Below are 21,492 nucleotides of genomic sequence, written 5' to 3' on the forward strand. Positions count from 1 at the left end.
GGTCAGGACTCCCTCAGGCTGGTGGTGGGAAGGTCGGCGAGCGCGTACGCGCCGGTGTCCGGGTCGAGCCCGGCGAGCCGGGCGATGGTCGACACGCGACGGTCGATGCCCCGCCCGGAGATGAACACGACCATGTCGATGGCTTCGGCGATCAGCGGGCGCGGGACCGTGACCACCGCCTCCTGCACGAGCTGTTCGATACGGTAGAGCGCACCCATGGCGCTGTTCGCGTGGACGGTCGCGATCCCGCCGGGATGACCGGTGTTCCACGCCTTCAGCATGTCGAGCGCTTCCGGGCCGCGAACCTCGCCGACGACAATGCGGTCGGGGCGCAGGCGCATGGTCGAGCGAACAAGCTCGGTCATCGAGACATGCGGTGGCCTGGTGCGCAACGCGACCGTGTCGGGCAGCGGGCATTGCAGCTCGCGCGTGTCCTCGATCAGGATCACGCGGGCATCCAGCCACACCATCTCGGCCAGAAGTGCGTTGGCGAGCGTGGTCTTGCCCGAACTGGTGCCGCCGGCGACCAGGATGTTGTTGCGCTCGGCGACGGCGGTACACAGGGCGTTCGCCTGCATCTGCGTCATCAGCCCGTCGGCGACATAGTCGACAAGCGTGTGCAGCTGCTGCGCGGGCTTGCGGATCGAAAAGCATGGCGCGGCGGAGACGGGCGGCAGCACGCCTTCGAAGCGCTCGCCGGCGCGTCCCTCGATGTGCGGCGGCAGTTCGGCCGAGACGATCGGATGCTCGGCATGGACTTCGGCGCGCGCGTGGCTCGCCACCAGCCGGATGATCCGCTCGACCTGTTCGGGTGCGATGCGAACCTGGGTGTCGGTGCGGCCCTCGCCGAGGCGGTCGAGCCGCAGAGCGCCGTCGGGATTGACCATGATCTCGACCACGCGGCTGTCGCGCATGGCCGAGGCGATGTCGGAACCCAAAGCCGTGATCAGCATGCGACGGCGGCGCTCGGAAGACAGACTCGCGGTCATGCGTCGTCCCCCGGACCAGCCGCCAGCGTGCGGCGTCCGGTCGAGACCTGCCGCCCGACCTGCGTTACGAAGGCTTCGAACCGTTTCGCCGCGAGCGCGCGGCCGGCTTGGTCATTCGGTGCGAGCGGCGTTTGGATCGACAGCTCGAACCGGATGAACAGTGCCAGCGTCTCCAGTATGACGTGGGTGTCGCGATCGACCCTGCCGATCGCCTGCGTCATGCGGTCCAGCCGGACGGAAAAGCGCTCCTCCAGCTCCGAGGCGCCCCGTCGGTTGAGCCAGGCGGTGACCGCATCGGTGAGGATCGCCGACTTGGTGGCGCCGGGCTTGGCGGCAAGCGCCTCGAGCCGATCGCTGACGGGCTTCGGTAGGAACAGCTGGTGGCGGACTTTCCGGGCCATTGCCTAGAACTCCATCTGCAGGTCGTCGGGTCGCCCCGTCGCAGCGTCGAGGCCGTAGGCGGTGCGGGCCGCGCTCGCCGCTTGTGCCCGGTCCATCGCGCGCCGCTCGGCGGCATCGTCGATGTCGTCGTCTATGCCCAGGATGCGGACGGCCTCCGGTTCCGGCGCCGCGGCGGGTTCGATCTCGCGAGCCGGGTGCCGCACTTGATCCCGGTCGCCCGCCCCCGCGTCGCTGTCGCAATCTGCGCGATGGCCAAGCCGTGCATCGGAGGTACGGACCCGACCAGCCCAGTCGTCCGGCCGCTCGGGCGGAGAATCCTGATAGCCAGCGTCGCCGAGCGTGGGTGGCGGCAGGACGCGCGCCGTGAACGCCGCGTCCTCGAAATAGCGCAGCTTCTTCGCGCGGATCGGCGGCTGCCCGGAAACCAGCACGACCTCATCGGTGGGCGCAAGCTGCATGACCTCGCCCGGGGTGAGCAGGGCGCGGGCGGTTTCCTGCCGGCTGACCATGACATGCGCGAGCCAGGGCGCCAGCCGGTGGCCGGCATAGTTGCGCATCGCGCGCTGCTCGGTCGCGGTGCCCAGTGCGTCCGAAATCCGCTTCGCGGTACGCTCGTCGTTCGTCGCGAAAGCGATCCGGACGTGGCAGTTGTCGAGGATGGCGTGGTGCTCGCCATAGGCCTTTTCGATCTGGTTGAGGCTCTGCGCGATCAGGAAGGCACGAACCCCATAGCCGGCAAGGAAGGCCAGGCTGGTTTCGAAGAAGTCGAGCCGGCCGAGTGCAGGGAATTCGTCGAGCATCATCAGGAGCCGATGACGCTTGGCACCGGCGCCGTTGCTGCCGGTGGCGTGCAGCTTCTCCGTCAGGCGTCGGCCGATCTGGTTGAGGATCAGGCGGATCAGCGGCTTGGTACGGCTGATGTCCGAAGGCGGCACGACCAGGTAGAGTGACACTGGGTGCGGAGCTTCGACGAGGTCTGCGATGCGCCAATCGGAACGTGCGGTGACCGCTGCCACGGTCGGATCGCGAAACAGGCCGAGGAAGGACATGGCGGTCGAGAGTACGCCCGAGCGCTCATTCTCGCTCTTGTTGAGGAGCTCGCGCGCGGCCGAAGCCACCACGGGATGTACGGCCGGCTCATCCGGGCTGCCGAGATGGTTGGTCGTCATCATGCGGTCGAGCGTCGACGAGAAGGGGCGCTGCGGATCGGAGAGAAAGGTTGCGACCCGCGCAAGTGTCTTGTCTTCCTCGGCGTAGAGGACATGCAGGATCGCGCCGACAAGCAGGGAGTGGCTGGTCTTTTCCCAATGGTTGCGCCGCTCGAGCGCACCTTCCGGATCCACCAGGATGTCGGCGATGTTCTGGACGTCGCGAACCTCGTCTACGCCGCGGCGCACTTCGAGCAGCGGGTTGTAGCGGGCGGAGCGCGCGTCCGTCGGGTCGAAGAGCAGGCAGTGCGAAAACCGCGCACGCCAGCCTGCGGTCAGCTCCCAGTTCTCGCCCTTGATGTCGTGGACGACCGTGGATCCGGTCCAGCTGAGCAGCGTGGGAACGACGAGGCCGACGCCCTTGCCCGAGCGGGTCGGGGCAAAGGCCAGGACATGCTCCGGACCGTCATGGCGGAGGTAGCGGGATCCGATGCGGCCGAGCGCAACGCCCGTTTTCCCGAACAGGCCAGCCGCTGCGACGTCCTTCTGCGTGGCCCAGCGCGCCGAGCCGTAGGTAGTCACCTGGCTCGACTGGCGTGCCCGCCAGACCGATCCGAAGATCGCGGCTCCGCAGCCGAGCAGCCCGCTGCCCGCGGCAATGGCGCCCGCCTCGTCGAACACGACCGGTGCATAGGCGTCGAACGAGAACCACCAAGGGAAGATCGACCAGGGTCGATAGACCGGCACGCCGAGCAAGCCGAACCAAGGAGGACCAAGTTCAGGTTGGCAGGCGAGGCTTGCTGCCGCCCATTGCGTCGCCGCCCAGATGCCGGTGAGGATCGTCGCGATCACGACGAGAAACTGTCCTATCAGGATCTTGGTCGGGGTCATGCGAGTCTCCGCCCGCACTCGACTCATTCGCCGCGGGCTGGCCTGAAGTTTGGCCACGAGGGCGGCCGAGCATCAGCCTCTGGCCGGTGCGGTGAGGCACGTATTTGGTGCCCCTCGGAGTCGGCCGACGGCAGAAGAAGCGATTTAGAGGGGAGTCTAAGAAGACCAGGATGTGCTCAGCCACCAATTCCAGAGCGAACGTTACACTGGAGGCGACAAGGATGATCTGACGCCAGCCGAACTGGCGGCGAAGCACGGCGCAATGCTGGGGAACGGAATGGGCCGCTGATCACTGCATGGATCATCACGACTTTAGCAGTCGCTTCTCGCCCGCGAACCCTGCGCGGCTTGACAGTCGTCCGAGAAGGTTGAAACCGACTCCGGCCCGTTTATAATTTACGCGGATCGATCGTTTGCGAGTGGATGGTCGTTCCGGCCGGGCCGTCGACGCGCATGTCCAGGTTGCGCGCGACTAAAGGCGTCGACACACGTTCAAGCGTGGCCTCAGGCCCGGCTTCACAAACCGACCTGCGAACCTAATCGATCGGTTGATCGATCCGCTCGCGGCACACTTTCTCGACCAGTTCAGCCAGCCGCTCGATGCGCTCCGCCAACCATTCAAGTTCCTCTGCGCTGATCCGGTAGTGCTTCGAATAGCGCGCGTTGACATAGGCCTGGCGCAGCAGCTCGAAGCATCGCTGCCCGAATTTGGTGTTACGCGGCCATACATCGATCAGGTCGGGAGCCACATCCTCTGCCTGCGATCGCAGGAAGTTCAACTTGTGCGACTTCGGGCTGTAGAGGGTCGAGACTAGCAGCACGCAGTGATAAAGGTGTTCCGAAGCTTGGTGAAGTAAAAATGCAGATTTCTTGGTCCATCCCCGGCTATTTGTGAACTTCGCCGTTTCAAAGAATTCCAATGCACTCGGGTACCATTGGTCGAAATGCGCCTGAGCCTCGGCCCGGACCGCTTCCGGCGTCAGCGGCCTGGGCGTGTCGAACGGATGCCCCTCGGCCTCATAGAGCGCAATGCCCTGGTCGACGATGTCGACGAAGAAGGGCCGCCCCCTCGCCAGCTGGTCGTTCACGTGGGCGAGGCTGTGGACGATGAAGTTGACCGGCGCGCCGATCGTCCGCACGATGGCTACCGCCCGCGTCAGGTGGTCATCGGCCTTGGCCCAATATTCGAGGGTGTCGGTCAAGCGCTCGTCGCTCACCACCACGAGCAGGTCATAGTCCGAGAAATAGCCACCCGCCGGGTCCTCGACCCAGTCCCCGCGCGCATGCGAGCCGTAGAGGACGACCTTGAGGATGCGGCCCTGCTTCTTCCACTTCTGCGTCGCCAGTCGGGTCGCATCCTCGAATTCGGCGAACAGGATCTGCACGGCGCGCGCGAGGTCGCGGCGCTTCCTGTCGGGCAGATGATCGAGGTCCGTTCGCATTGTGTTCGAATTTTCAGACAACTGGCAGGGCAATGCAAGCGTTGATGCTCCCGATTGGGTCGACACGCGCTTGCAAATCCGATTGGCGGGGATAGTCTTGCCCGGCACGGCCTCACAGGGCCGTGCCGAGGCTCGAGGCCCTCGCTTGAGACCTTTGGGCCGGGGCGGATCGTCGCTCCGGGCCGCTGGCGTAGATGTCCAGGCCGTTTGTCGCGGCTAAAAACGCCGGCCTTGTCTCTTCGCGCGTGACCTGATCGCCGGTCCGTCCGGCCCGCCTCGCCGCTGGAGGCGTTTCGCTGTTTCCGCAGAACCTGACCGTGCGCGCCGCGAAGGCGTGTCGCAGGGGCATGCCGTGACCGACCGCGGCAGCGCCCGGCGGACTCCCGTGCTCGGGGAGGATCGATTCGTCGAGCGGCTCTACGCCGCCGAGGCGCCGAGGCTGGTCCGAACACGCCATCCCCGTTCCGCGCGTGAAGAGCGCGTCGACCTCGTGCATGACGCCTTTGTCCGGCTGCTGGCGCTCGGCCCCGAGCGATTGCGCGTGCTCGCCACCCAGCGTCCCGCCGCCTATCTTGGGCGCATCGCCCGCCATGTGGGGCTCGACCAAGCCAGACGCGAAAGCCGGCGATCCAGCACGCTGCACCTGTCCATTGACGACGCCGAGCTTCGCGCCGCTGACCTTGAGCGGCAGCTCGAGGCGCGCGATGAACTGCGTCGCGTCGAGCGGGCGGTCGCGACCATGCGCCCGCGTACCCGCGCCATCTTTCTTGCCCATCGCGTCGATGGCATGAGCTATGCCGAGATCGCGCGGGAATGCGGGATTGGCGTCAAGGGTGTCGAGAAGCAGATGAGCCGCGCCATTGCGATCCTCGCCCGCGAGCTGGACAAGGACGGTGATGCCTGACGCGGCACGGCTGCGCCGCGAAGCGGCAGCATGGCTCGCCAGGCGCAACGGTCCCGATGGTGACCAGCATCGAGCGGCCTTCGACGACTGGCGAGCCGCCAGTCCCGCCCATGCCGAAGCCATGGCGCGGGTCGAGCGGCACTGGCGAACCAGCGCCATCATCGCACAGAGCCCCTTGGCGCAAGGTCGGCGCCTGCCCCGCCCCTGGTGGTCATCTGCCGCTTTCCGCCGCGGCTCCCTCGCCTTTGGCGGGGTCGCGACAGCGCTGGTCGTCGCGAGTATCAGCCTTCCGCCAGCCTCGCCACCGCTCGAAATGAAGGAGATCGCAAGCGCGTCCGGGCAGCTGCGCACGCTCGACCTGCCCGACGGCACGCGTGTCACGCTAGATACCGACAGCAGCATCAGGACAGTCTTCGACGCCGATGCGCGCCGTGTCATTCTCCAGCGGGGCCGTGCGCGTTTCTCGGTCGCTCCGGATCGCCGCCGCTTCGTGGTCGCCGCAGGCGATCTGCTCGTCTTCGATCGCGGGACAGTCTTCGACGTGAGCGCAGCATCGGGCCGAGTCGAAGTCATGCTGATCGAGGGGGCCGTCGAGGTCCGGGCCCGGAAACCCGGCGCCCTGCCGCGGCCGGTAGTGCTGGCGCCAGGCGAGCAGGTCACGATTGGTGTCCCGGGGGCGCCGCCAGCTAGGGCCGTCCTGGAGCGCGCAGGGGCAGCAAGCTGGACGAGCGGCATGCTGGCCTATGATGCCGCTCCGCTCGGCGAGGTTGTCGCCGAGGCGAACCGCTACAGCCACACGACGCTCGTGCTCGCCGACCCCCGTCTCGGCATGTACCGCGTGACCGGCTCGTTCAAGGCCGGGCGGCCCGAGGTGCTCGCCGACAGCCTGCGCGCCATGTTCGGCCTGCGACGCGAGGTGCGTTCCGACGGAGCTATCCTGCTGCTGCCCCCGCCCCGGGAAAATCATCCTCGCGAAGGGGGGTAGATTGCAGCGCTGTCGTTGACCCTGGCGACGCGGCGATCCTGCCGCCGGGGGAAACCGTAATGACGACTGCATTCACATGGAGCACGGGCCTCGCCTGCCTTGCGCTCGCCACGCAGGCCATGGCGCAACCAGCGGCGGTCCAGGACTATGACCTTCCGGCGCAGCCGCTCGGCAGCATGCTGACGGCAATCGCGCACCTGTCGGGACAAGGCATCATGGTCTCCTCCGGGTTGGTGGGGGGACGCAGCGCCCCGGCGCTCAAGGGGCGGTTCGACGTTGCGACTGCACTCGCGCGGGTACTGGCCGGCACCGGGCTGCGCGCCCAACGTGTGGGCGATGGCTTCGTGATCCGAACGGCGATCGATAGGCCACCGATCCTTGGACAGGACGAATCCACGTCGGAAGAAGCGCGCGGTGTTGTCGTCACCGGTACGCGGATCCGGGGGGCAGCGCCCGTGGGCGCGAATGTGGTCACGATCGGGCGCCGGGAGATCGAGGAGAGCGGCCGCGCGACGACGCAGGATATTCTCGCGGCCCTTCCGCAAAACTTCGGCGGTGGACCCTCGGAGACCACGCCCGGCTTTTCCGCGCGCAACAATGCGAGCGCGAACATCGGATACGGATCAGGCGTGAACCTGCGCGGGCTCGGGGTCACGTCGACGCTCGTGCTCGTCGATGGCAACCGTACGGCGCTGGGTGCGGGCAGCACGTTCGTCGACCTGAGCCTGATCCCGTCCAGCGCCATCGATCGCATCGAGGTGCTGCCCGACGGCGCGTCGGCCCTCTACGGGTCGGACGCCGTGGCCGGCGTCGTCAATGTGCGCCTGCGCGACACCTTCGAAGGCGCCGAGACCCGGCTGCGCTACGGCATCGCCGATGGCTTCGACGAGGTGCAGGCGAGCCAGCTGCTCGGCACTGCTTGGCAGGGCGGCCGGCTGGCTGGCGGATATGAATTCTACCGGCGCGGCCGGCTGGGCGCCGATGAACGCACATACGCGACCGAGGACCTGCGCGCGTTCGGCGGCCCCGACTACCGGCAAGCCTTCGGCAATCCGGCGACGCTCGTTGCGGCGGACGGTCGCGTGTTCGGCGTTCCGCGCGGGCAGGATGGGCGCACACTCGCGGCCGGCGACCTGATCGCCGGGACGCCGAACCTCACCGATGGTCGCAAAGGGACCGATCTCCTGCCGTACAGTCGACGCCACTCGGCCTATCTGGCCCTCGAGCAGCGTCTCGACGCCGACGTGATCTTTCGCGCCAAGGGATTCTTCGCGGATCGCCTGTCCGATGCGCGCTATCTCCCGGGTCTGACGCCGTTCACCGTGACGCCCGCGAATCCCTTCTACGTCGACCCGATCGGTACCGGGCAGCCCGTCAGCGTTCGCTATGACTTCCGGCAGGACCTCGGACCGTTCCGTCTGCGAACAAAGGTGCGGAATGTCGGCGGGACCGCCGGCCTCGGCTTCTCGCCTGGTCGCTGGCTGGTCGAATTCGGCGGTGCCTATGGCGAGCAGCGCGAGCGGCAAACCGCCACCAACGTCGTCAACCAGTTCCGGCTCGCCCAGGCGCTTGCGGACCCCGACCCTCGTACGGCGTTCAATCCCTTCGGCGACGGCAGCCACACATCCGCAGCGACGATCGAGCGCATTCGCGGCGGATACCGGCAGACGGGTACATCGAGGGTCTGGTCCGTCAACGCCAAGGCAGACGGCCCGCTTGCCCGCCTGCCCGCCGGCGATCTCCGCGTCGCGATCGGCGGCGAGTATCGTCGGGAGCGGAACGGCTTCAGTCTCCTTCAGGACCAGTTCACGGCGGCGCCCATCGACGGCGGCAATGCGGGCTTCCCGCTCACCCGCGCAATCCTCGCCGGCTACGGCGAGCTGCTGGTCCCGCTGGCCAGCCCCGACCAGCAGGTTCCGGGCGTGCGGCGGCTGGACGTGTCGCTGGCCGCGAGGGTCGAGGACTACAGCGATTTCGGCACCACGACCAATCCAAGGCTGGGGATAAGCTACGAGCCTGCGGACGGCCTCAAGCTGCGGGCATCGCTCGGCACATCCTTCCGCGCCCCGAGCTTTCTGGACATTCGCGGGGGTCCCGGGCTCGATCAGGTGGTGCCGTTCCGGCTTGCCGATCCTGCCTCACCGACCGGGAGCACCCCCGTGGTCGCGCTGTTCGGCAACGATCCGGACATCGGCCCCGAGAAAGCCCGCACGTGGACGGTCGGTGTCGAGGCCACGCCCGCCATCCTCTCGGGCATAACCGCCAGGGCGACCTATTTCGACGTCGCCTACCGCGACCGGATCTACAATGTCGCCGTTGATTTCCAGTCCGTCCTCTCCCAGCGCAGTCGCTTCGAGACCCTGATCCTCGACAATCCGAGCGCAGAGCAGGTCGCCGCCCTCTACGCCAATCCCTACTTTATCAATCCAAACGGCATCGACGCATCCGCCATTCGCGCTATTGTCGATGCCCGCAACGCCAATCTGGCACGCACGACGATCAAGGGCATCGACTTCGATGTCGGCTACGCCACCGGAACGCGCGACCGCCGTCTCGAGCTCGGCCTGAGTGGCGCATACCTGTTCCACATACGCCAGAAGCTGACGCAGACCGCCCCCGCCTCCGATGTCGCCGGTAACATCGGCAATGCCACCGACTTGAAACTTCGCGCGCGGGCGGTGGCAAGCTTCGGCTCGATCGGCGCGGCGGCTTTCGTCAACCATGTAGGCGGCTACCTGAACAATGGCGTGACCCCGGTCGAGCAGGTCGAATCCTGGACGACGCTCGACCTGCAGGTCTGGCACATGTTCGGCGCCGACAAAGGTGCCCTGCGAAACATGCGTCTCTCGTTGGCGGCGACGAACCTGCTCGACGAGGCCCCGCCCTATGTAAACAACCGCACGCCCTTCTCGGCCTCCGGATTCGACCCGGAGCAGGCGAGCCCGGTGGGCCGGGTCGTCGCCCTCCAGCTGGTGAAAAGCTGGTGAGGCGGCTCCTGTTGGCCACGCTTCTCGCGCTCTCGGCGACTGCGTCCAGGGGTGGTCCGACGCTGCGGGAAACCATCGAGCTCACCGATCTCTCGAGCGTCAGCATCTCGCCCGACGGCCGGCTTGCTGCCTATCGGCAGGAGACCGCCTCGATCGAGCAGAATGGCTATGACCTCGCCTGGTATGTCGTGCCCGTGGACGGCACCGCGCCCCCGCGGCGATTGGCGGGTGCCGGCGGGGGCAGCTGGCTCAATGGGACCCTGCTCGCCGAAGCGCCGATATGGTCGCCGGATTCCCGCTGGATCGTCTATCGCGCTACGATCGACGGAGAGACGCAGGTCTGGCGCGCTGCGACGAATGGATCGCGCGCCGAGCGCCTCACCTCCGAAGCCGGGGATGTTGCGGAGCTTCGACCGCTTCCTCGCCATCGCGCCTTGCTGCAGGTCAAGGCGCCGCGGACGGATATTCGACGGGCCGAAGAGGCCGCGCGTGACCAGGGGGTGCTCGTCGATGCGCGCGTCGATCCATCGCGCCCCTTGCTGCTGGGCGGTAGGATCGACGGTCGGCGCGCCTCCGAACGGCTGCACGGCGTATGGTTCGGCGTCGGAGGACTGCTCGACGATCGAGCGCCCTCCACGCGCATGCTAGACCTCGCGACCTTCGCACTGCGGGCCGCGACCGCGGCGGAGCAACAGCCCGCCACGCCCGAGCCCATGCCGCCCGGGCTCGACCCGGGAACCATCATCAGCCAGGCCCATCCCGGTGACGCGCGCGGCAGCGTCTACCTGCGATATCGCAGTGGCGTGGTCGAGCCCGTCGTGGCCCGGGGAACGCGGTTGATCGAATGCGCCGCTCCGTCCTGCCGCGGACGCCGCATCCGTCACGCAGCCTGGCTGCCTCGCGCAGACCAGCTGCTGCTGACAGAGAGCCTGGAGAATGGCGGCACCCGCCTCCTGCGTTGGGACGTCCCAAGCGGACAGGTCACCGAGATCGCCCACGGCATCGCAGCCTGGAACGGCGGCCGCGATCGCAGCAGGGGTTGCGCGGTCTCGTCGGCAACCGCAGTCTGCGTCTCCGCTTTGGCCAACGCGCCCCCGCGGTTGATCGCCGTCGATCTCGGCGATGGCCGGATACGCGATCTCGCCACCCCGAACGCATTGCTTGCCAGTCGCGTAACCAGCAGCTTCGAACCGCTCGAATGGCATGATGCCACGGGTCGTTTGTTTACCGGGCACCTGCTGCGGCCGACCGGGGTCGATGGGCCGGTGCCGCTCTTCATCACCTATTATTCCTGTTCGGGATTCCTCCGCGGGGGACTAGGCGACGAGTTTCCGCTGCGCCAACTCGCGGAGCAGGGGATCGCCGCGCTGTGCATCAACCGGTACCCCGCCCAGGACGGACCTGGCGCGCAGGCAGACGCCTACAGGATCGCGCAGGGTGGGATCGAGGCCATCATCGACAGCCTCGCCGCCCGCAACATCGTCGATCCCGCCCGCGTCGGACTGGGCGGAGTCAGCTTCGGCGGCGAGGTGGCCGCGTGGATCGCCATCCACGCCCCCGGCCGCCTTGCAGCCCTGTCCATTGCCAATGTCATGCCGACGCCGACCTACTATTGGCTGAATGCCGTTGCCGGCCGCGATGTCCCCGCAGCGCTGCAGCGGGAATGGGGCCTGGGCGAACCGAGTCCGGCTGACCCGGCATGGCGCCGCTTGTCGCCGGCCTACAATGTCGATCGCATCCGCACGCCCTTCCTCATGCAGCTGCCCGAGCAGGAGTACCGCCCCAACGTCGAGCTGCTTGCCCGGCTTCAGCGTGCAGCTGTCCCGGCGGAACTCTGGGCATTCGCCGACGAGGCGCACATCAAGTGGCAACCGCGCCATCGCCTTGTCGCCAATCGACGCAATCTCGACTGGTTTCGCTTCTGGCTTGGTCATGACGCTGACCGCGATCCGGCCAAGGAGGAGCAATATCGCCGCTGGTGCGCCTGGCCGGCAGCACCAGCGGCGGCATGTGCTCACCTCGCCTCGACCCAGCTCCTCGACCAAGCCTCGGCGTCGATGAGCGGCAAGAGCCAGAACCGGCGATCGTCCGCAGGCAGCGCCGGATCTGAGAGATAGCGTTCCAGTTCAAGGCGATCGAGCAGCCCCGCACCGGCAAGCGCGCCGTCGAGCAGGTAGGGCTTGAGGCGCACCCGGTTCGCGGCGATGGCGCGCGAACAATATCCATCGAGGCCGCCCTTGGTGCGCCGGTCGACATGCCCAGCGGGCAGGAAGCGGCGAAAGGCCTCGCGTGCGATCGCGCGGTTCCGGCCTTGCCTGACCTGAAGCCAGGTGGGCACCCGGAGGCACGCCTCGACCACGGGCTGGCTCATCAATGGATAGATTGAAGGCGCGACGCTGTGCCGCGGGTAGCCGTCGAGATGGGCCATCGCGGCAAGGATCGATCGCACATGGCTGCGCTTGCCCGGTCGTGTCAGCGCCGGCTCGTCGAACCACGCATGCGGGGGAGGACTGGACGGGATCATCTTTGGATCCAGAAAGGCCGTTGCTCTTGGCCAGAGCCGGTCGACCGGCGGCCGGAACGCCTGCCGCACGGCCATCGCACCGACGCGCCAGATCGAGGCATCCCGCAGGTGCGCCAGGTCAGCGACGGTGCGGGCGAACTGCCGTCCGGGACCAAAGCGCCGCAGCAGGTCAGCCGCAGGTGCCGCCGAGACCGGAGAGCAGAAGACGCTGTCGCCGCCAGTGCCGCTCACGAACACGTCCGCGTGCGTCGCATCGGCCACGTCCCCGAACAGGCGATCCGCGAGCCGCAGGATCATCGGCAGTCCCGGACGCGCACCCCGCACTTCGTCTCGGGAGGTGAGATCGATCCCCTCCGGCACCGACCGGATGGCAAGGGCCAGTCCGCAGTAATCCGCGACACGCCGCGCATGCTCACGCTCGTCTCCTTCCGGATCCGTGGTTGCCACGGTGACGGCGTTCGCGCTGGCACCAAGGTACCGCAGGCTCGCGGCAAGGATCGACGAATCCAGGCCACCAGAAAGCTCGATCAGAGGGTGCCGGAAGGGCTGCACCAATCCGCTCACGGCCTCAGTAACCGCCCGGCGCACGAGTTCGGCAGCCTCCACGGGGTCCTCCATGGCTAGGCTGGCGCCAGTGAAGCACCAGGGCAACCAGGCCGCCGAGATCGTGCTACTCTCGTCATTTCTGACGAGCTTTTCCCCGGGCATGACCTCGTCGATGCCGGCCAGTCCGGTTGCCCTGGCTCGCAAGTGCGGGAAGGCAAGATGCCCGGCCATGAAATCCCAGTTGATCGTCGGAGTGATGCCGGCGACGCCGACGAGGTCGTGGACATCGCTGGCGATGACGAGCGCGCCGCCAATTGTGGTAACGAAGGCGGGCAGGGTTCCCATCGGCGCCCGGACGATGGTGACACCTCCGGCTCCCGCGCATGCAAAGGCGACATAGTTACCCCAGGCACCCTCGATCAGCGTGTCGATGGTAAGCGATGAAGGCTCGCCCACGATCCGCCCTACCACGAGCCCGTCGTGGAGCGACGAAACCGAAGCGCCAGGCGAGGCGAGCACGACCAGTGCGCCATTTTCCCAAATGACCTGCATGCCGGCATGCGCTGCCGCCCAGCGGGCCAGGGTCGCGCGGAGCGTTGCGCTGCCGGCGATCACGGCAAGGAAGCGCGGCACCGTCATAGGACCAGAAGCGGCCGAAACCGCCGGACATGATCGACACGATCCGTCAGGACCCTGCTACCGTCCTGTACCCAGCAATGTGCGGCAAACGGCGTAGCTCGGACTCCGAACACCAGGCTCGGCTCGTATCCCTGGCTTGCCGCGATGCGGAGGAATGCCAGCGAATCCGGCAGGCATCGTGGGCGAACCGGCAGGTACCGGCGCGTCTGATGGAAAGTGTGGCCAAGCTCGGCAAGCCCGGGCCGGTCCCCGTTCACCGGGATCGAGCGGCGGGATGCGTACCGGGCGAGGACCTGGCGCAGCGGCAGCATCCGCAACTCCAGCCGGACAGACATGCTGGCCCACGCGATCCGGCCGGCGAGCGCGGGCGGAACAGGCGCCGCTCCAGGTTCGCCATCGAAGATATCGGCGGTTGCGGATGTTGCGGCACGCCCCGGCAAGAAACGGGCGCCATCGTCTTGGCTCTGGCCGTCGGCGACGAGGAATCCGAGGCGCGCAAGCTGCGAGAAGCCCGCCTCCGTTCCGCAGAGCGGCGCGCCCTCCGTTGCCTTCTGTAGCAACGTTCCTGCAGCGGCGCTCAGTCGCCAGTATCGATCCGCACTCACGTCAAGCACGATCGTACAATCGTCGAACCGCGCGAAACCCAGGGCTGGTCGTGTGCGATAGGAGGCGTTCATGACGAACAAAGGGCAGGCGCGCTCGGCGCCTGCCCTCCTGCTCACTCCGCTTCCAGGCCGAGCGGCTCGGCGATCACGCCGAACTCGGTGCGCGATCCGGGCGCGCCCTGGGTTTCGACGCTCGCCGCACCGAGGTCGACCGGCGTTTCGAGCTGTTCGTTCAGACGTTCCATGACCTACTCCTTCGAAGCGCCGCATGAATTTTGCGGCCTCGGGAGAATGGGTCGAGGCGCCCGCAATACGAACTTTATACGCCTCCGATATGCCGAAAGTAGATAACCGTCAGTCGCGCAGCAGCGCGCGGACGATCGCCGGAGCCGCACGCTGCCGCCGGCGATGATAGAGGCGCCACCCTGCGCGCAGCTGCCCGGCATCGGCGACAGCGGCGCTGGCCACCAGCCGCGCGAGCTCCTCTTCGATGCCGGCAAGGCAGGTCGGCTCGACCAGCCGGGCCGCATGCAGCCGCGCGTTCACGTCCCTCGCGGCGCGGCGATGCTCCTCGTTGGGGGAAGCTCCGGCAAGCCGTGCCACCAGCCAAGCCGTGCGCTCGGTGCCATCGGCAGACGGATCCGTCGCCATGCCAGATGCCGCGAGCGCCGGAAGGTCGGCGCTGCGCAGTATGAGTCCGAGCAACTCGTCGCTCCACGCATAGAGGTCGGCAAGCGCCGGGGCGTCGACCATGGGCACGAGGAACCCGCCGCCCGGGCGCAGATCGACCAAGCCCTCGCCATGGAGCACGAAGAGCGCCTCGCGCACCGGTGTCGCGCTTGCCGCCAGCACATCCGAAAGCGCAGCCGGGTCGAGCCTCGCGCCCGGGCGCACCACCCGGTTGAGGATCATATGCCGGAGCGCCTCATGGACCCGTTCGGCTACCGGCCCGGCATTCACCGCCCGGCCCGCTGGCGAGCTGCGAATGCCTCGACCATTTCGATCTGGTCGGGCCGCAGCGCATCCACCGCGCCGATGGGTTGATCGGGCCCGTCACGCAGCAGGATCGATGGGCATTGGCCCTCGAAATTGCCGAGATTGGGACGATGCTGGCGATAGCCGACCAGCGCCGCGAGTTCGGGCGTGAAGTGCCGGGCGATCACCGGGGGATAGGCGAGCCACTGGTTCTCGTAAGGTTTCAGCCAGCCGGCCGAATAGCCGATGACGATTCCGCGCCGGACCCCGCCCGTCCGGTTGGCACCAGCGCCGTGAAGCGTCGAGCCGAGGAACAGGAGCGCCGAATCCGGCTGCATTGCGGCCGCGACGGCTTCCGCTTCCGGATCATGGCTCGCCGCATGCCGGCCATGGCTGCGTGGCCAGACCAGGGTTGCGCCATTGTCTGGGGTGAACGGCGTCAGCGGCCAGATGACGTTGACGAGGTACTCGGCGGCACCCGGCTCGACGCGCCACATCTCCTGGTCGCGATGCGGCACTTGCTGCGGTGCCGCCGGATGCACCGCAATCGCCTGGGCGACATTGAGCTGCACCGTGTCGCACCAGCGCGTCAGCAGCCGCTCGACGATCTCGACGACGAGTGGGTGCCGGACCAGCGCCTCCGCGTGGGATGAGCGCGCCAGCAGGCGTCCGAAGCGCTTCGTGGTCTCGCCGTAGAAGTTGCCCTGGCCGAACGGCGTTCGTGCGAAATCGCGTGCCAGGTCGCTGTCCAGCCGGGCCAGCGTTTCGGCCGGAAGCAGGTTGGGGATGATGCAATAGCCTTGGTCGAGTAGAAGCTCCCGCCACTCGTCGGCGCTGGCCGGGATCGCGGACACGCTCATGCCGCAAGCGCCTCTGCTGGTGCCACCGCGACGATGCCGGCGGCAGCGAGCCGGGGCCGGGTATCGGCATCGATCGTGATCTCGATCGCGACCAGCATCTCGCCTTGGATGATCTGCGGCAACCCGAGCGGGCGGCAGCGCCACCCGAAGGCGAGGATCTGCTGGAACCAGCTCATGCCCGTGATCGCGCTGTACGCCCTGATGCCGGTCGCATGGGCATGGTCGACCAGCGCAACCACGAGCGCATTGCGAAGCTCGCGGCGCCTGTGGGCGGTGAGCGACCGGTCGAGGCAGAAGCGGGTGATCTCGAATACATGACGGTCCGTCGGGACGCCTGCCTCGCACAGCATCGGGAACAGGTCGCCCAACAGGTGGGGGCGCGTCGTCGGCAGGAGCCGCGTGGAGGCAAGGTGCTTCCCGTCATCGTCGGTAATGACGAGGTAGCGCGCCGCCTCGTTGTCGAACTGGTCGACCTCGTAGGTGCCGGCGAGCACCGGCACGTCCCATCCGAGCAGATCGACAAACACCTGCTTGCGCGCTGCGAACATGTTGCGAAGCACTGCATGCCGCGTTGGATCGGCTTTGGCTTGGATCAACTGGATCATGGCGGGCTCTCCTTTGGCCGCAGCCATGATCCTTGTTCCGGCTGCTCCCTCGCTATCCCCCGAAAGGGGGATGGCCCCGCCTCAGCACGTCACCGAAGCTGATCGTCCCGTCGAACAAGGTCCGGATGATCAGGGATGTCCGCTTGCTCACATCATAGCGCTCGCACGCCTGCTTGACATGGCTCCTTACCGTCTCCTCGCCGACATCGAGGATCCGGCTGGTTTCCCAGTCACTCTTGCCCCGGGCGATCCACAGCAGGCAGTCACGCTGGCGGTCCGTCAGCCTAGGGGCGTTCTCCACTTGGCGTCCCCGCCCGATCCACACCCGCCGCGCGGCCTCGAACGCGAACGCGCCGGCGAGCTGGGCCAGCGGCAGCTCGTCGCATGGCAGGCCGCGGCCCGCAGGGCGCGCGAAGGAACAGGAGCCACGTGCTTCGCCAGGTACATGCGCGGGGACGGTGAAGCCATCGCCGATCCCCTGCTGGCGGCCAAGTTCCAGTGTCCTGTGGTCCGCCGGCGTGAGCGCAATCATGTCGGGGATGCGCGACCAGCAGAAGCCGACGCTCGTCACATGGCTCGCGCGGTGGACCGGATCGGAGATGCCAAGCGCATGGCGATCATAATAGTCGGCCCACGCCTCCGGATAGTTGTGGATGCGGATTGCGTCGGCAGTCGCAGCCTCGATGTCGACATGATGGGTCAGAGCGAAATATTCGAAGCCAAGCTGGACCGTGAGATGGCCAACGGCGTCGGCGAGGTCGTCGGCGCTCTGCGCCGCCTCGACGAGGTTCATCAGTTCGACCGCCATCGCGTGCATGCGCATCGCGCATCAACCCGGCTGCGAGCGGTGCTTCAAGCCACCGGCGCCCTCGCGACCGTCCCTTCCCGTCGCTGCGCGCACCGCGCCGGGGCCTCAGTCCGGCATGGCACGCATTGCTGGAAGGCACGACGCTATCACATCCACCCGCCGGCCCCAAGCGAGGCGCCCGAACGGGCGGCGGGCATGTCTCGCCCTTTCTCAATGCCATGGCATGGCTGATCCGGCTGGCGGCCGGGACTGGCGCGATCCCGCGCCCTATCGGCGGCTCGCCCGCATCGATCGGGCGGGACTGATGTGGGAATGGCTGCGCCGCGACCCGGCCTACGTCGCCTGGTATACCAGCGCGAGCAAGGCGACTGGCAGCAGCGGAGCCGCCCCTTGCGGGCTTGCGCACTGGGGGCTTCACTTTCGCCGAGGATCCCGTCGTCCCGGCGCCGGAGGCGCGCATCCTGTGGCATGCGGACCTCGATCCCGGCGCGCTGCCCGTGCGGGTCGAGCCCCTCCCGGCTGCTAATCCCGATGCGATCGACCTCGACCGGCTGGCCCCATGGCTGACCGTGGTGGCTGGGGCGGAGTGCCAGGAGCATGCCGTCCTGACCAATGGCTGGCAGCGTATCCGCATCGACGTAGAGTCCGGCTCGCTAATGGCTGGCGGCCCCGTGCTGCTTCGCTACCAATTGCAAGGTGTCGCCACGGCTGAACCGCGGCTGTTGCCGCTCCGCCGCCTGATGGCGCTGTGCCGATCCGGCCGCTTTGCCTCGACGCTTTTCCCCCATGATCCGCGCACTGGGCGGTGGGTGGAGTGCCTGCGGGTCGCCGACGCCCGCGCAGGCGGCGCCAGTTACCGCGACATCGCGCTGGCGCTGTTCGGCGACGCGCGTGTTGCGAGCGAGTGGCACGCGGGCGGGCGGTCGCTGCACTCGCGGGTTCGGCGGCTGGCCAAGGCCGCTGGCGATCTGGCGGCAGGCGGATATCGCAACCTGCTGCGACCACGACCTCCATCCCGGCATGCGGCGGCGAAGCACGAGACGGGGGCGGATGACCAGCCTTGGCACTGCGCCTGCGGCCCCACGGCGCGGCCGGATCACGTGTGATGCGGTTCCTCGCCCCGCCCGGGGGTGTCAACTTCGCCAAGTGCCCTTTTCGACTCTGCTGCTCGATTGCCCGACACGGCATCCTTGCGGAACCGGCGGCAAGCGGTCGCCGGGTCGAGCCCGGAGGGCTGCCATGAACGGCGAGAGCCTCGCACGCATATTCCACCATGTGCTCCTGTTCGGCCTCATGACGCGGGTGCGCGTCGACACGCCCGCCGCCTGCACGACTACGCCGCGCGGGCTGGGCTGAACGGCCGGCGGCTGATGTCCCGTGGCCGCTTCCCTGAAACGGGATCTGCCGGCGGCCACAGCCTGTCGCGACCTCGCCGGTGCCGCTCCGGCCGACCTTGCCTGGGAATGGCTCCGGCGCGACCCCGACTATCGTCGGCTTGCCAGCCCGGCGCGTGCGCCCGCGACCGGTATTGTGACGATCGTCGATGCCGCCCCGCCCGACTGTACGGCGCGCTGGGGATGCTTGGCCATGCCGTCGGCCGGCCGGCCATGGATGGACACGCCACTCCTATGGAGTGCCGACGTCGACCCCTCGGTTCTGCAGGTCATCGCGCTGCCGCTCTCCGACCGGGCCGGTGCGGCCTTCGACCTCGCCCGGTGCGGAGTGATGGCAACCGCCGTTGCCGGGGCCCGCTGCCAGCACATCCTGCTTAGCAACGGTGCCGGCAGCGTTCGCCTGGATGTGCTATCCGGCTCGTTGCTGGACGGACCGGTGTCGCTGGTCCACGTCCTGCCGGGCATGGAGGAGAGCGCCCCTGCGCTGGCCGCGCTGCGGCGATTTCTCCATCTGCGGCACGCCGGGCGTTTTCCCGGACTCGCCGCGCGCGCTCGCCAGCGCCTTCGGCGGCAGGTCATGGCGTTGCGCGCCCATGATGCGCTAGCCGAGGGAGCAAGCATTCGGGACATCGGCGTGATGCTCTTCGGACGCGAGCGGGTCCAGGACGAATGGGCCGACGAGGCGCTCAAGTCGCAATCCCGCCGGCTGATCACGCTAGCCCGCGAGATGGCGGCGGGAGGCTACAAAGCGCTCCTGCGCTGGTGACCGCCCGCTGCTCGTTCAGATACCGGTCAGCAAGCTCCCATCCATCGACGGCATGGCAGCCGCCGATGTTGCAGGTGCCATCGTGCCGACCCGCGACGGGAGGGGATCGGCCCGCCCCGCCCCGACGGCATTCGAAACGCTTAGAAGCAGAATTTCAGGACGTGCCGGGAAAGGCGCCCCGTGCGGCCAGCGCACGACCGCGCTCTCGCGGCTGCGCCGCCGAGCCGCCTCGCGTCTCGGCCATTCGGCTTCGATCCCTGGCGTAGGCCGGCCTGACGGCCGGCTGGCGGTCGCCCCGGTTAGCGGCGGCGTTGCTTGTGGCCTTCCCGTATCGGCGGGTGCGGGCGGCGCTCCCGGCTAGGCCCGTCGCGGCCGGCGCAACCCCGTCGCTCCCGCTCGGGGTGCTCCAGTTCCTTTCGCCCTTCCGGTGCCCCGGCCGCTGGAGCCGGGCCTCTCGGGGAGCGCTTGCCGCCCACCCCCGCCTCTGCGGGGAGGCCATGGGGCTTTTTGGGGCGGCGTGGAGGACGAGCCATGCCGAGATATTCCAAGCGGAGCGCGCGCCGAGAGGTAGCGGAGAGGAAGGAGGATAGCCGGGTCAATCTCTATGACGAGGTGACCGCCCGGGTCGTCGCTGAACTGGAGGCGGGGCGCTTGCCCTGGGTGCAGCCATGGGACCGGACCGGGGGGACGGGCCCGGGCCTGCCGCGCAATGCACTCACCGCGCGTTCCTATTCGGGGGTGAATGTCCTGATCCTGTGGGGCGCGGTGATCGAGCACGGCTTCCCGTCGCAATCGTGGCTCACCTTCCGGCAGGCCCAGGAAGCAGGCGGATGCGTCCGCAAGGGCGAGCGCGGGCAGACGGTGGTCTATGCCGACCGCTTCACCCCGGAGGCCGAAAGGCAGCGCGCCGAGCGCGAGGGCGGCGAAGCCAGGGCGGTGCCCTTCCTCAAGCGGTTCACCGTCTTCAATGTCGCGCAATGCGAGGGACTGCGCGAGGGCCTCGCCTCGGACCCCGCCCCGCTGCCTGAGCGGGAGCTCGTTCCCGTGGCCGAGGCGCTGATCGCAGCATCGGGCGTGGATTTCCGCATCGGCGGCGACAAGGCGTTCTACGCGCCGGGGCCCGACTTCGTGCAGGTTCCGCCGCAGCCCGCGTTCTTCGAGCAGGTCGATTACTACCGGACCTGCCTTCACGAGCTGACCCATGCCACCGGACATCCGAGCCGACTTGGCCGCGACCTTCTCAACGCCTTCGGCAGCAAGGACTATGCCCGCGAGGAACTGGTCGCCGAGATGGGATCGGCCTTCCTCTGCGCTGCGCTCGGCATCGAGCCGACCGTGCGGCATGCCGATTACATCGGCGCATGGCTGGAGGTGCTGCGCGAGGACAGCCGCGCGATCTTCCGTGCGGCGAGCGCGGCCAGCAAGGCCGCCGACTGGTTGCTCGCCCGGCATCACGACGCGCAGGAAATGCGGGTCGAGGGGGGGATCGCAGCATGATCCTCCTTACCCCGGAACTCCGCTACGCCTTGCGCGCCAACGGCATCGCGCGGCGCGCAGCAGACCGCGACGGGAAGTCCGCGCCGGACCCTGCCCCGGTGGTCAAGCTGTTCAACCCGATAGGCTCGGCGACGTGGCTCGCGACCGAGCTTGCCGACGACGGCGACACCCTGTTCGGCTTGGCCGACCTCGGCTTTGGCTGTCCCGAGCTTGGATGCTTCAGCTTGTCGGAGATCGCCTCGATCCGGCTTCCGTATGGCTTGCAGATAGAGCGCGACCTCGGCTTTGCGAGCGCGCATCCGCTGTCGGTCTGGGCCGAATGGACGCGCCGCGCAGGCTCGATCCTTTGGGCGGAGCAGCTTCTAGGCTCCGGCGATGCATCGCATCGCGGGAATGCTGCGGAGGGCGAAACCCTCCTCCGCGGCGCTGCCGCGGCCGAGGGGAATCCCGAATGAAGGTGGAATGACGCGCGGCGACGCGCGGCGCCGCCACCCCGAAGCCGGGCCGTCCTCCCGGAAAGAACGA

19 protein-coding genes and 1 pseudogene are annotated in these 21,492 nt (G+C 68.1%); 9 read left to right on the forward strand and 11 right to left on the reverse strand.

Annotated features, from left to right (window positions below; genetic code table 11):
• Positions 1 to 2 precede the first annotated feature (2 nt).
• The 4 genes from trbB to LK533_RS10605 form a co-directional block, all read right to left on the reverse strand.
• Complete coding sequence (gene trbB / locus LK533_RS10590) at positions 3 to 989, reverse strand: P-type conjugative transfer ATPase TrbB (protein WP_229362836.1); 987 nt, start codon at positions 987 to 989, stop codon at positions 3 to 5.
• A complete protein-coding gene (locus LK533_RS10595) occupies positions 986 to 1,390 on the reverse strand; it encodes a CopG family transcriptional regulator (protein WP_229362837.1) in 405 nt (134 codons plus the stop codon). Before LK533_RS10595 ends, trbB begins: the two co-directional genes overlap by 4 nt.
• A 3-nt stretch (positions 1,391 to 1,393) precedes the next feature.
• Positions 1,394 to 3,430, reverse strand: coding sequence for a conjugal transfer protein TraG (locus tag LK533_RS10600; RefSeq protein WP_229362838.1), 2,037 nt, complete (start codon positions 3,428 to 3,430; stop codon positions 1,394 to 1,396).
• 536 nt (positions 3,431 to 3,966) lie between these two features.
• Entirely contained in the window at positions 3,967 to 4,938 is a 972-nt protein-coding gene (locus LK533_RS10605) for a HEPN domain-containing protein (RefSeq protein WP_324255288.1), read from the reverse strand.
• Positions 4,939 to 5,224: 286 nt separating this feature from the next.
• On the opposite strand from LK533_RS10605, the gene LK533_RS10610 reads away from it, so the two are divergent.
• The 4 genes from LK533_RS10610 (at position 5,225) to LK533_RS10625 (ending at position 11,865) form a co-directional block, all read left to right on the forward strand.
• Positions 5,225 to 5,776, forward strand: coding sequence for an RNA polymerase sigma factor (locus LK533_RS10610; RefSeq protein WP_229362839.1), 552 nt, complete (start codon positions 5,225 to 5,227; stop codon positions 5,774 to 5,776).
• Positions 5,769 to 6,761 (forward strand): FecR family protein, encoded by a 993-nt coding sequence (locus LK533_RS10615; RefSeq protein WP_229362840.1) that lies wholly within the window; start codon positions 5,769 to 5,771, stop codon positions 6,759 to 6,761. The genes LK533_RS10610 and LK533_RS10615 overlap by 8 nt, the downstream gene beginning before the upstream one ends.
• Positions 6,762 to 6,937: 176 nt before the next feature.
• Positions 6,938 to 9,748 (forward strand): TonB-dependent receptor, encoded by a 2,811-nt coding sequence (locus LK533_RS10620; protein ID WP_229362841.1) that lies wholly within the window; start codon positions 6,938 to 6,940, stop codon positions 9,746 to 9,748.
• 11 nt (positions 9,749 to 9,759) lie between these two features.
• Complete coding sequence (locus LK533_RS10625; protein WP_229362842.1) at positions 9,760 to 11,865, forward strand: Atxe2 family lasso peptide isopeptidase; 2,106 nt, start codon at positions 9,760 to 9,762, stop codon at positions 11,863 to 11,865.
• Here LK533_RS10625 and LK533_RS10630 read toward each other — a convergent pair.
• From LK533_RS10630 to LK533_RS10660, 7 genes are all read right to left on the reverse strand, one after another.
• Positions 11,763 to 13,457 carry an asparagine synthase-related protein gene (locus LK533_RS10630; protein ID WP_229362843.1) on the reverse strand — a complete coding sequence of 565 codons (1,695 nt, stop codon included), beginning with the start codon at positions 13,455 to 13,457 and terminating at the stop codon, positions 11,763 to 11,765. The genes LK533_RS10625 and LK533_RS10630 overlap by 103 nt on opposite strands.
• A complete protein-coding gene (locus tag LK533_RS10635; protein WP_229362844.1) occupies positions 13,454 to 14,134 on the reverse strand; it encodes a lasso peptide biosynthesis B2 protein in 681 nt (226 codons plus the stop codon). The genes LK533_RS10630 and LK533_RS10635 overlap by 4 nt, the downstream gene beginning before the upstream one ends.
• 41 nt (positions 14,135 to 14,175) lie before the next feature.
• On the reverse strand, positions 14,176 to 14,307 hold the full coding sequence (locus LK533_RS10640; protein ID WP_229362846.1) for a benenodin family lasso peptide: 132 nt from the start codon (positions 14,305 to 14,307) through the stop codon (positions 14,176 to 14,178).
• A 109-nt stretch (positions 14,308 to 14,416) separates the two neighbouring features.
• Positions 14,417 to 15,022, reverse strand: coding sequence for a GntR family transcriptional regulator (locus tag LK533_RS10645; protein WP_324255289.1), 606 nt, complete (start codon positions 15,020 to 15,022; stop codon positions 14,417 to 14,419).
• Complete coding sequence (locus tag LK533_RS10650; RefSeq protein ID WP_229362850.1) at positions 15,019 to 15,897, reverse strand: phytanoyl-CoA dioxygenase family protein; 879 nt, start codon at positions 15,895 to 15,897, stop codon at positions 15,019 to 15,021. Before LK533_RS10650 ends, LK533_RS10645 begins: the two co-directional genes overlap by 4 nt.
• Positions 15,894 to 16,502, reverse strand: a complete 609-nt coding sequence (locus tag LK533_RS10655; RefSeq protein WP_229362851.1) for an acyl-homoserine-lactone synthase — start codon at positions 16,500 to 16,502, stop codon at positions 15,894 to 15,896. Before LK533_RS10655 ends, LK533_RS10650 begins: the two co-directional genes overlap by 4 nt.
• 52 nt (positions 16,503 to 16,554) lie before the next feature.
• Positions 16,555 to 17,325, reverse strand: coding sequence for a LuxR family transcriptional regulator (locus tag LK533_RS10660; protein WP_229362852.1), 771 nt, complete (start codon positions 17,323 to 17,325; stop codon positions 16,555 to 16,557).
• Positions 17,326 to 17,614: 289 nt separating this feature from the next.
• Here LK533_RS10660 and LK533_RS18060 point away from each other — a divergent pair.
• From LK533_RS18060 to LK533_RS10680, 5 genes and pseudogenes are all read left to right on the forward strand, one after another.
• Positions 17,615 to 17,674: pseudogene (locus LK533_RS18060) on the forward strand (transcriptional regulator domain-containing protein); the annotation flags it as partial.
• A 34-nt stretch (positions 17,675 to 17,708) separates the two neighbouring features.
• Entirely contained in the window at positions 17,709 to 18,416 is a 708-nt protein-coding gene (locus tag LK533_RS10665) for a DUF2285 domain-containing protein (RefSeq protein WP_229362853.1), read from the forward strand.
• Between the two features lie 271 nt (positions 18,417 to 18,687).
• Positions 18,688 to 19,470 carry a DNA -binding domain-containing protein gene (locus LK533_RS17975; protein WP_229362854.1) on the forward strand — a complete coding sequence of 261 codons (783 nt, stop codon included), beginning with the start codon at positions 18,688 to 18,690 and terminating at the stop codon, positions 19,468 to 19,470.
• A 531-nt stretch (positions 19,471 to 20,001) separates the two neighbouring features.
• On the forward strand, positions 20,002 to 20,967 hold the full coding sequence (locus tag LK533_RS10675; protein ID WP_229362855.1) for an ArdC family protein: 966 nt from the start codon (positions 20,002 to 20,004) through the stop codon (positions 20,965 to 20,967).
• A complete protein-coding gene (locus LK533_RS10680; protein WP_229362856.1) occupies positions 20,964 to 21,422 on the forward strand; it encodes a DUF2958 domain-containing protein in 459 nt (152 codons plus the stop codon). Before LK533_RS10675 ends, LK533_RS10680 begins: the two co-directional genes overlap by 4 nt.
• The last annotated feature ends 70 nt before the right edge of the window (positions 21,423 to 21,492 follow it).

Origin of the sequence: Sphingomonas sp. PL-96, from assembly GCF_020707215.1 — a bacterium.
Taxonomy (GTDB): Bacteria; Pseudomonadota; Alphaproteobacteria; order Sphingomonadales; family Sphingomonadaceae; genus Sphingomonas.

Excerpts from the sequence above, each read along its gene's own strand:
- trbB (WP_229362836.1), bottom strand. The coding sequence starts at position 989 with ATGACCGCGAGTCTGTCTTCCGAGCGCCGCCGTCGCATGCTGATCACG.
- LK533_RS10595 (WP_229362837.1), bottom strand. The coding sequence starts at position 1,390 with ATGGCCCGGAAAGTCCGCCACCAGCTGTTCCTACCGAAGCCCGTCAGC.
- LK533_RS10600 (WP_229362838.1), bottom strand. The coding sequence starts at position 3,430 with ATGACCCCGACCAAGATCCTGATAGGACAGTTTCTCGTCGTGATCGCG.
- LK533_RS10615 (WP_229362840.1), top strand. The coding sequence starts at position 5,769 with ATGCCTGACGCGGCACGGCTGCGCCGCGAAGCGGCAGCATGGCTCGCC.
- LK533_RS10620 (WP_229362841.1), top strand. The coding sequence starts at position 6,938 with ATGCTGACGGCAATCGCGCACCTGTCGGGACAAGGCATCATGGTCTCC.
- LK533_RS10630 (WP_229362843.1), bottom strand. The coding sequence starts at position 13,457 with ATGACGGTGCCGCGCTTCCTTGCCGTGATCGCCGGCAGCGCAACGCTC.
- LK533_RS10635 (WP_229362844.1), bottom strand. The coding sequence starts at position 14,134 with ATGAACGCCTCCTATCGCACACGACCAGCCCTGGGTTTCGCGCGGTTC.
- LK533_RS10640 (WP_229362846.1), bottom strand. The coding sequence starts at position 14,307 with ATGGAACGTCTGAACGAACAGCTCGAAACGCCGGTCGACCTCGGTGCG.
- LK533_RS10650 (WP_229362850.1), bottom strand. The coding sequence starts at position 15,897 with ATGAGCGTGTCCGCGATCCCGGCCAGCGCCGACGAGTGGCGGGAGCTT.
- LK533_RS10655 (WP_229362851.1), bottom strand. The coding sequence starts at position 16,502 with ATGATCCAGTTGATCCAAGCCAAAGCCGATCCAACGCGGCATGCAGTG.
- LK533_RS10660 (WP_229362852.1), bottom strand. The coding sequence starts at position 17,325 with ATGCGCATGCACGCGATGGCGGTCGAACTGATGAACCTCGTCGAGGCG.
- LK533_RS10675 (WP_229362855.1), top strand. The coding sequence starts at position 20,002 with ATGCCGAGATATTCCAAGCGGAGCGCGCGCCGAGAGGTAGCGGAGAGG.
- LK533_RS10680 (WP_229362856.1), top strand. The coding sequence starts at position 20,964 with ATGATCCTCCTTACCCCGGAACTCCGCTACGCCTTGCGCGCCAACGGC.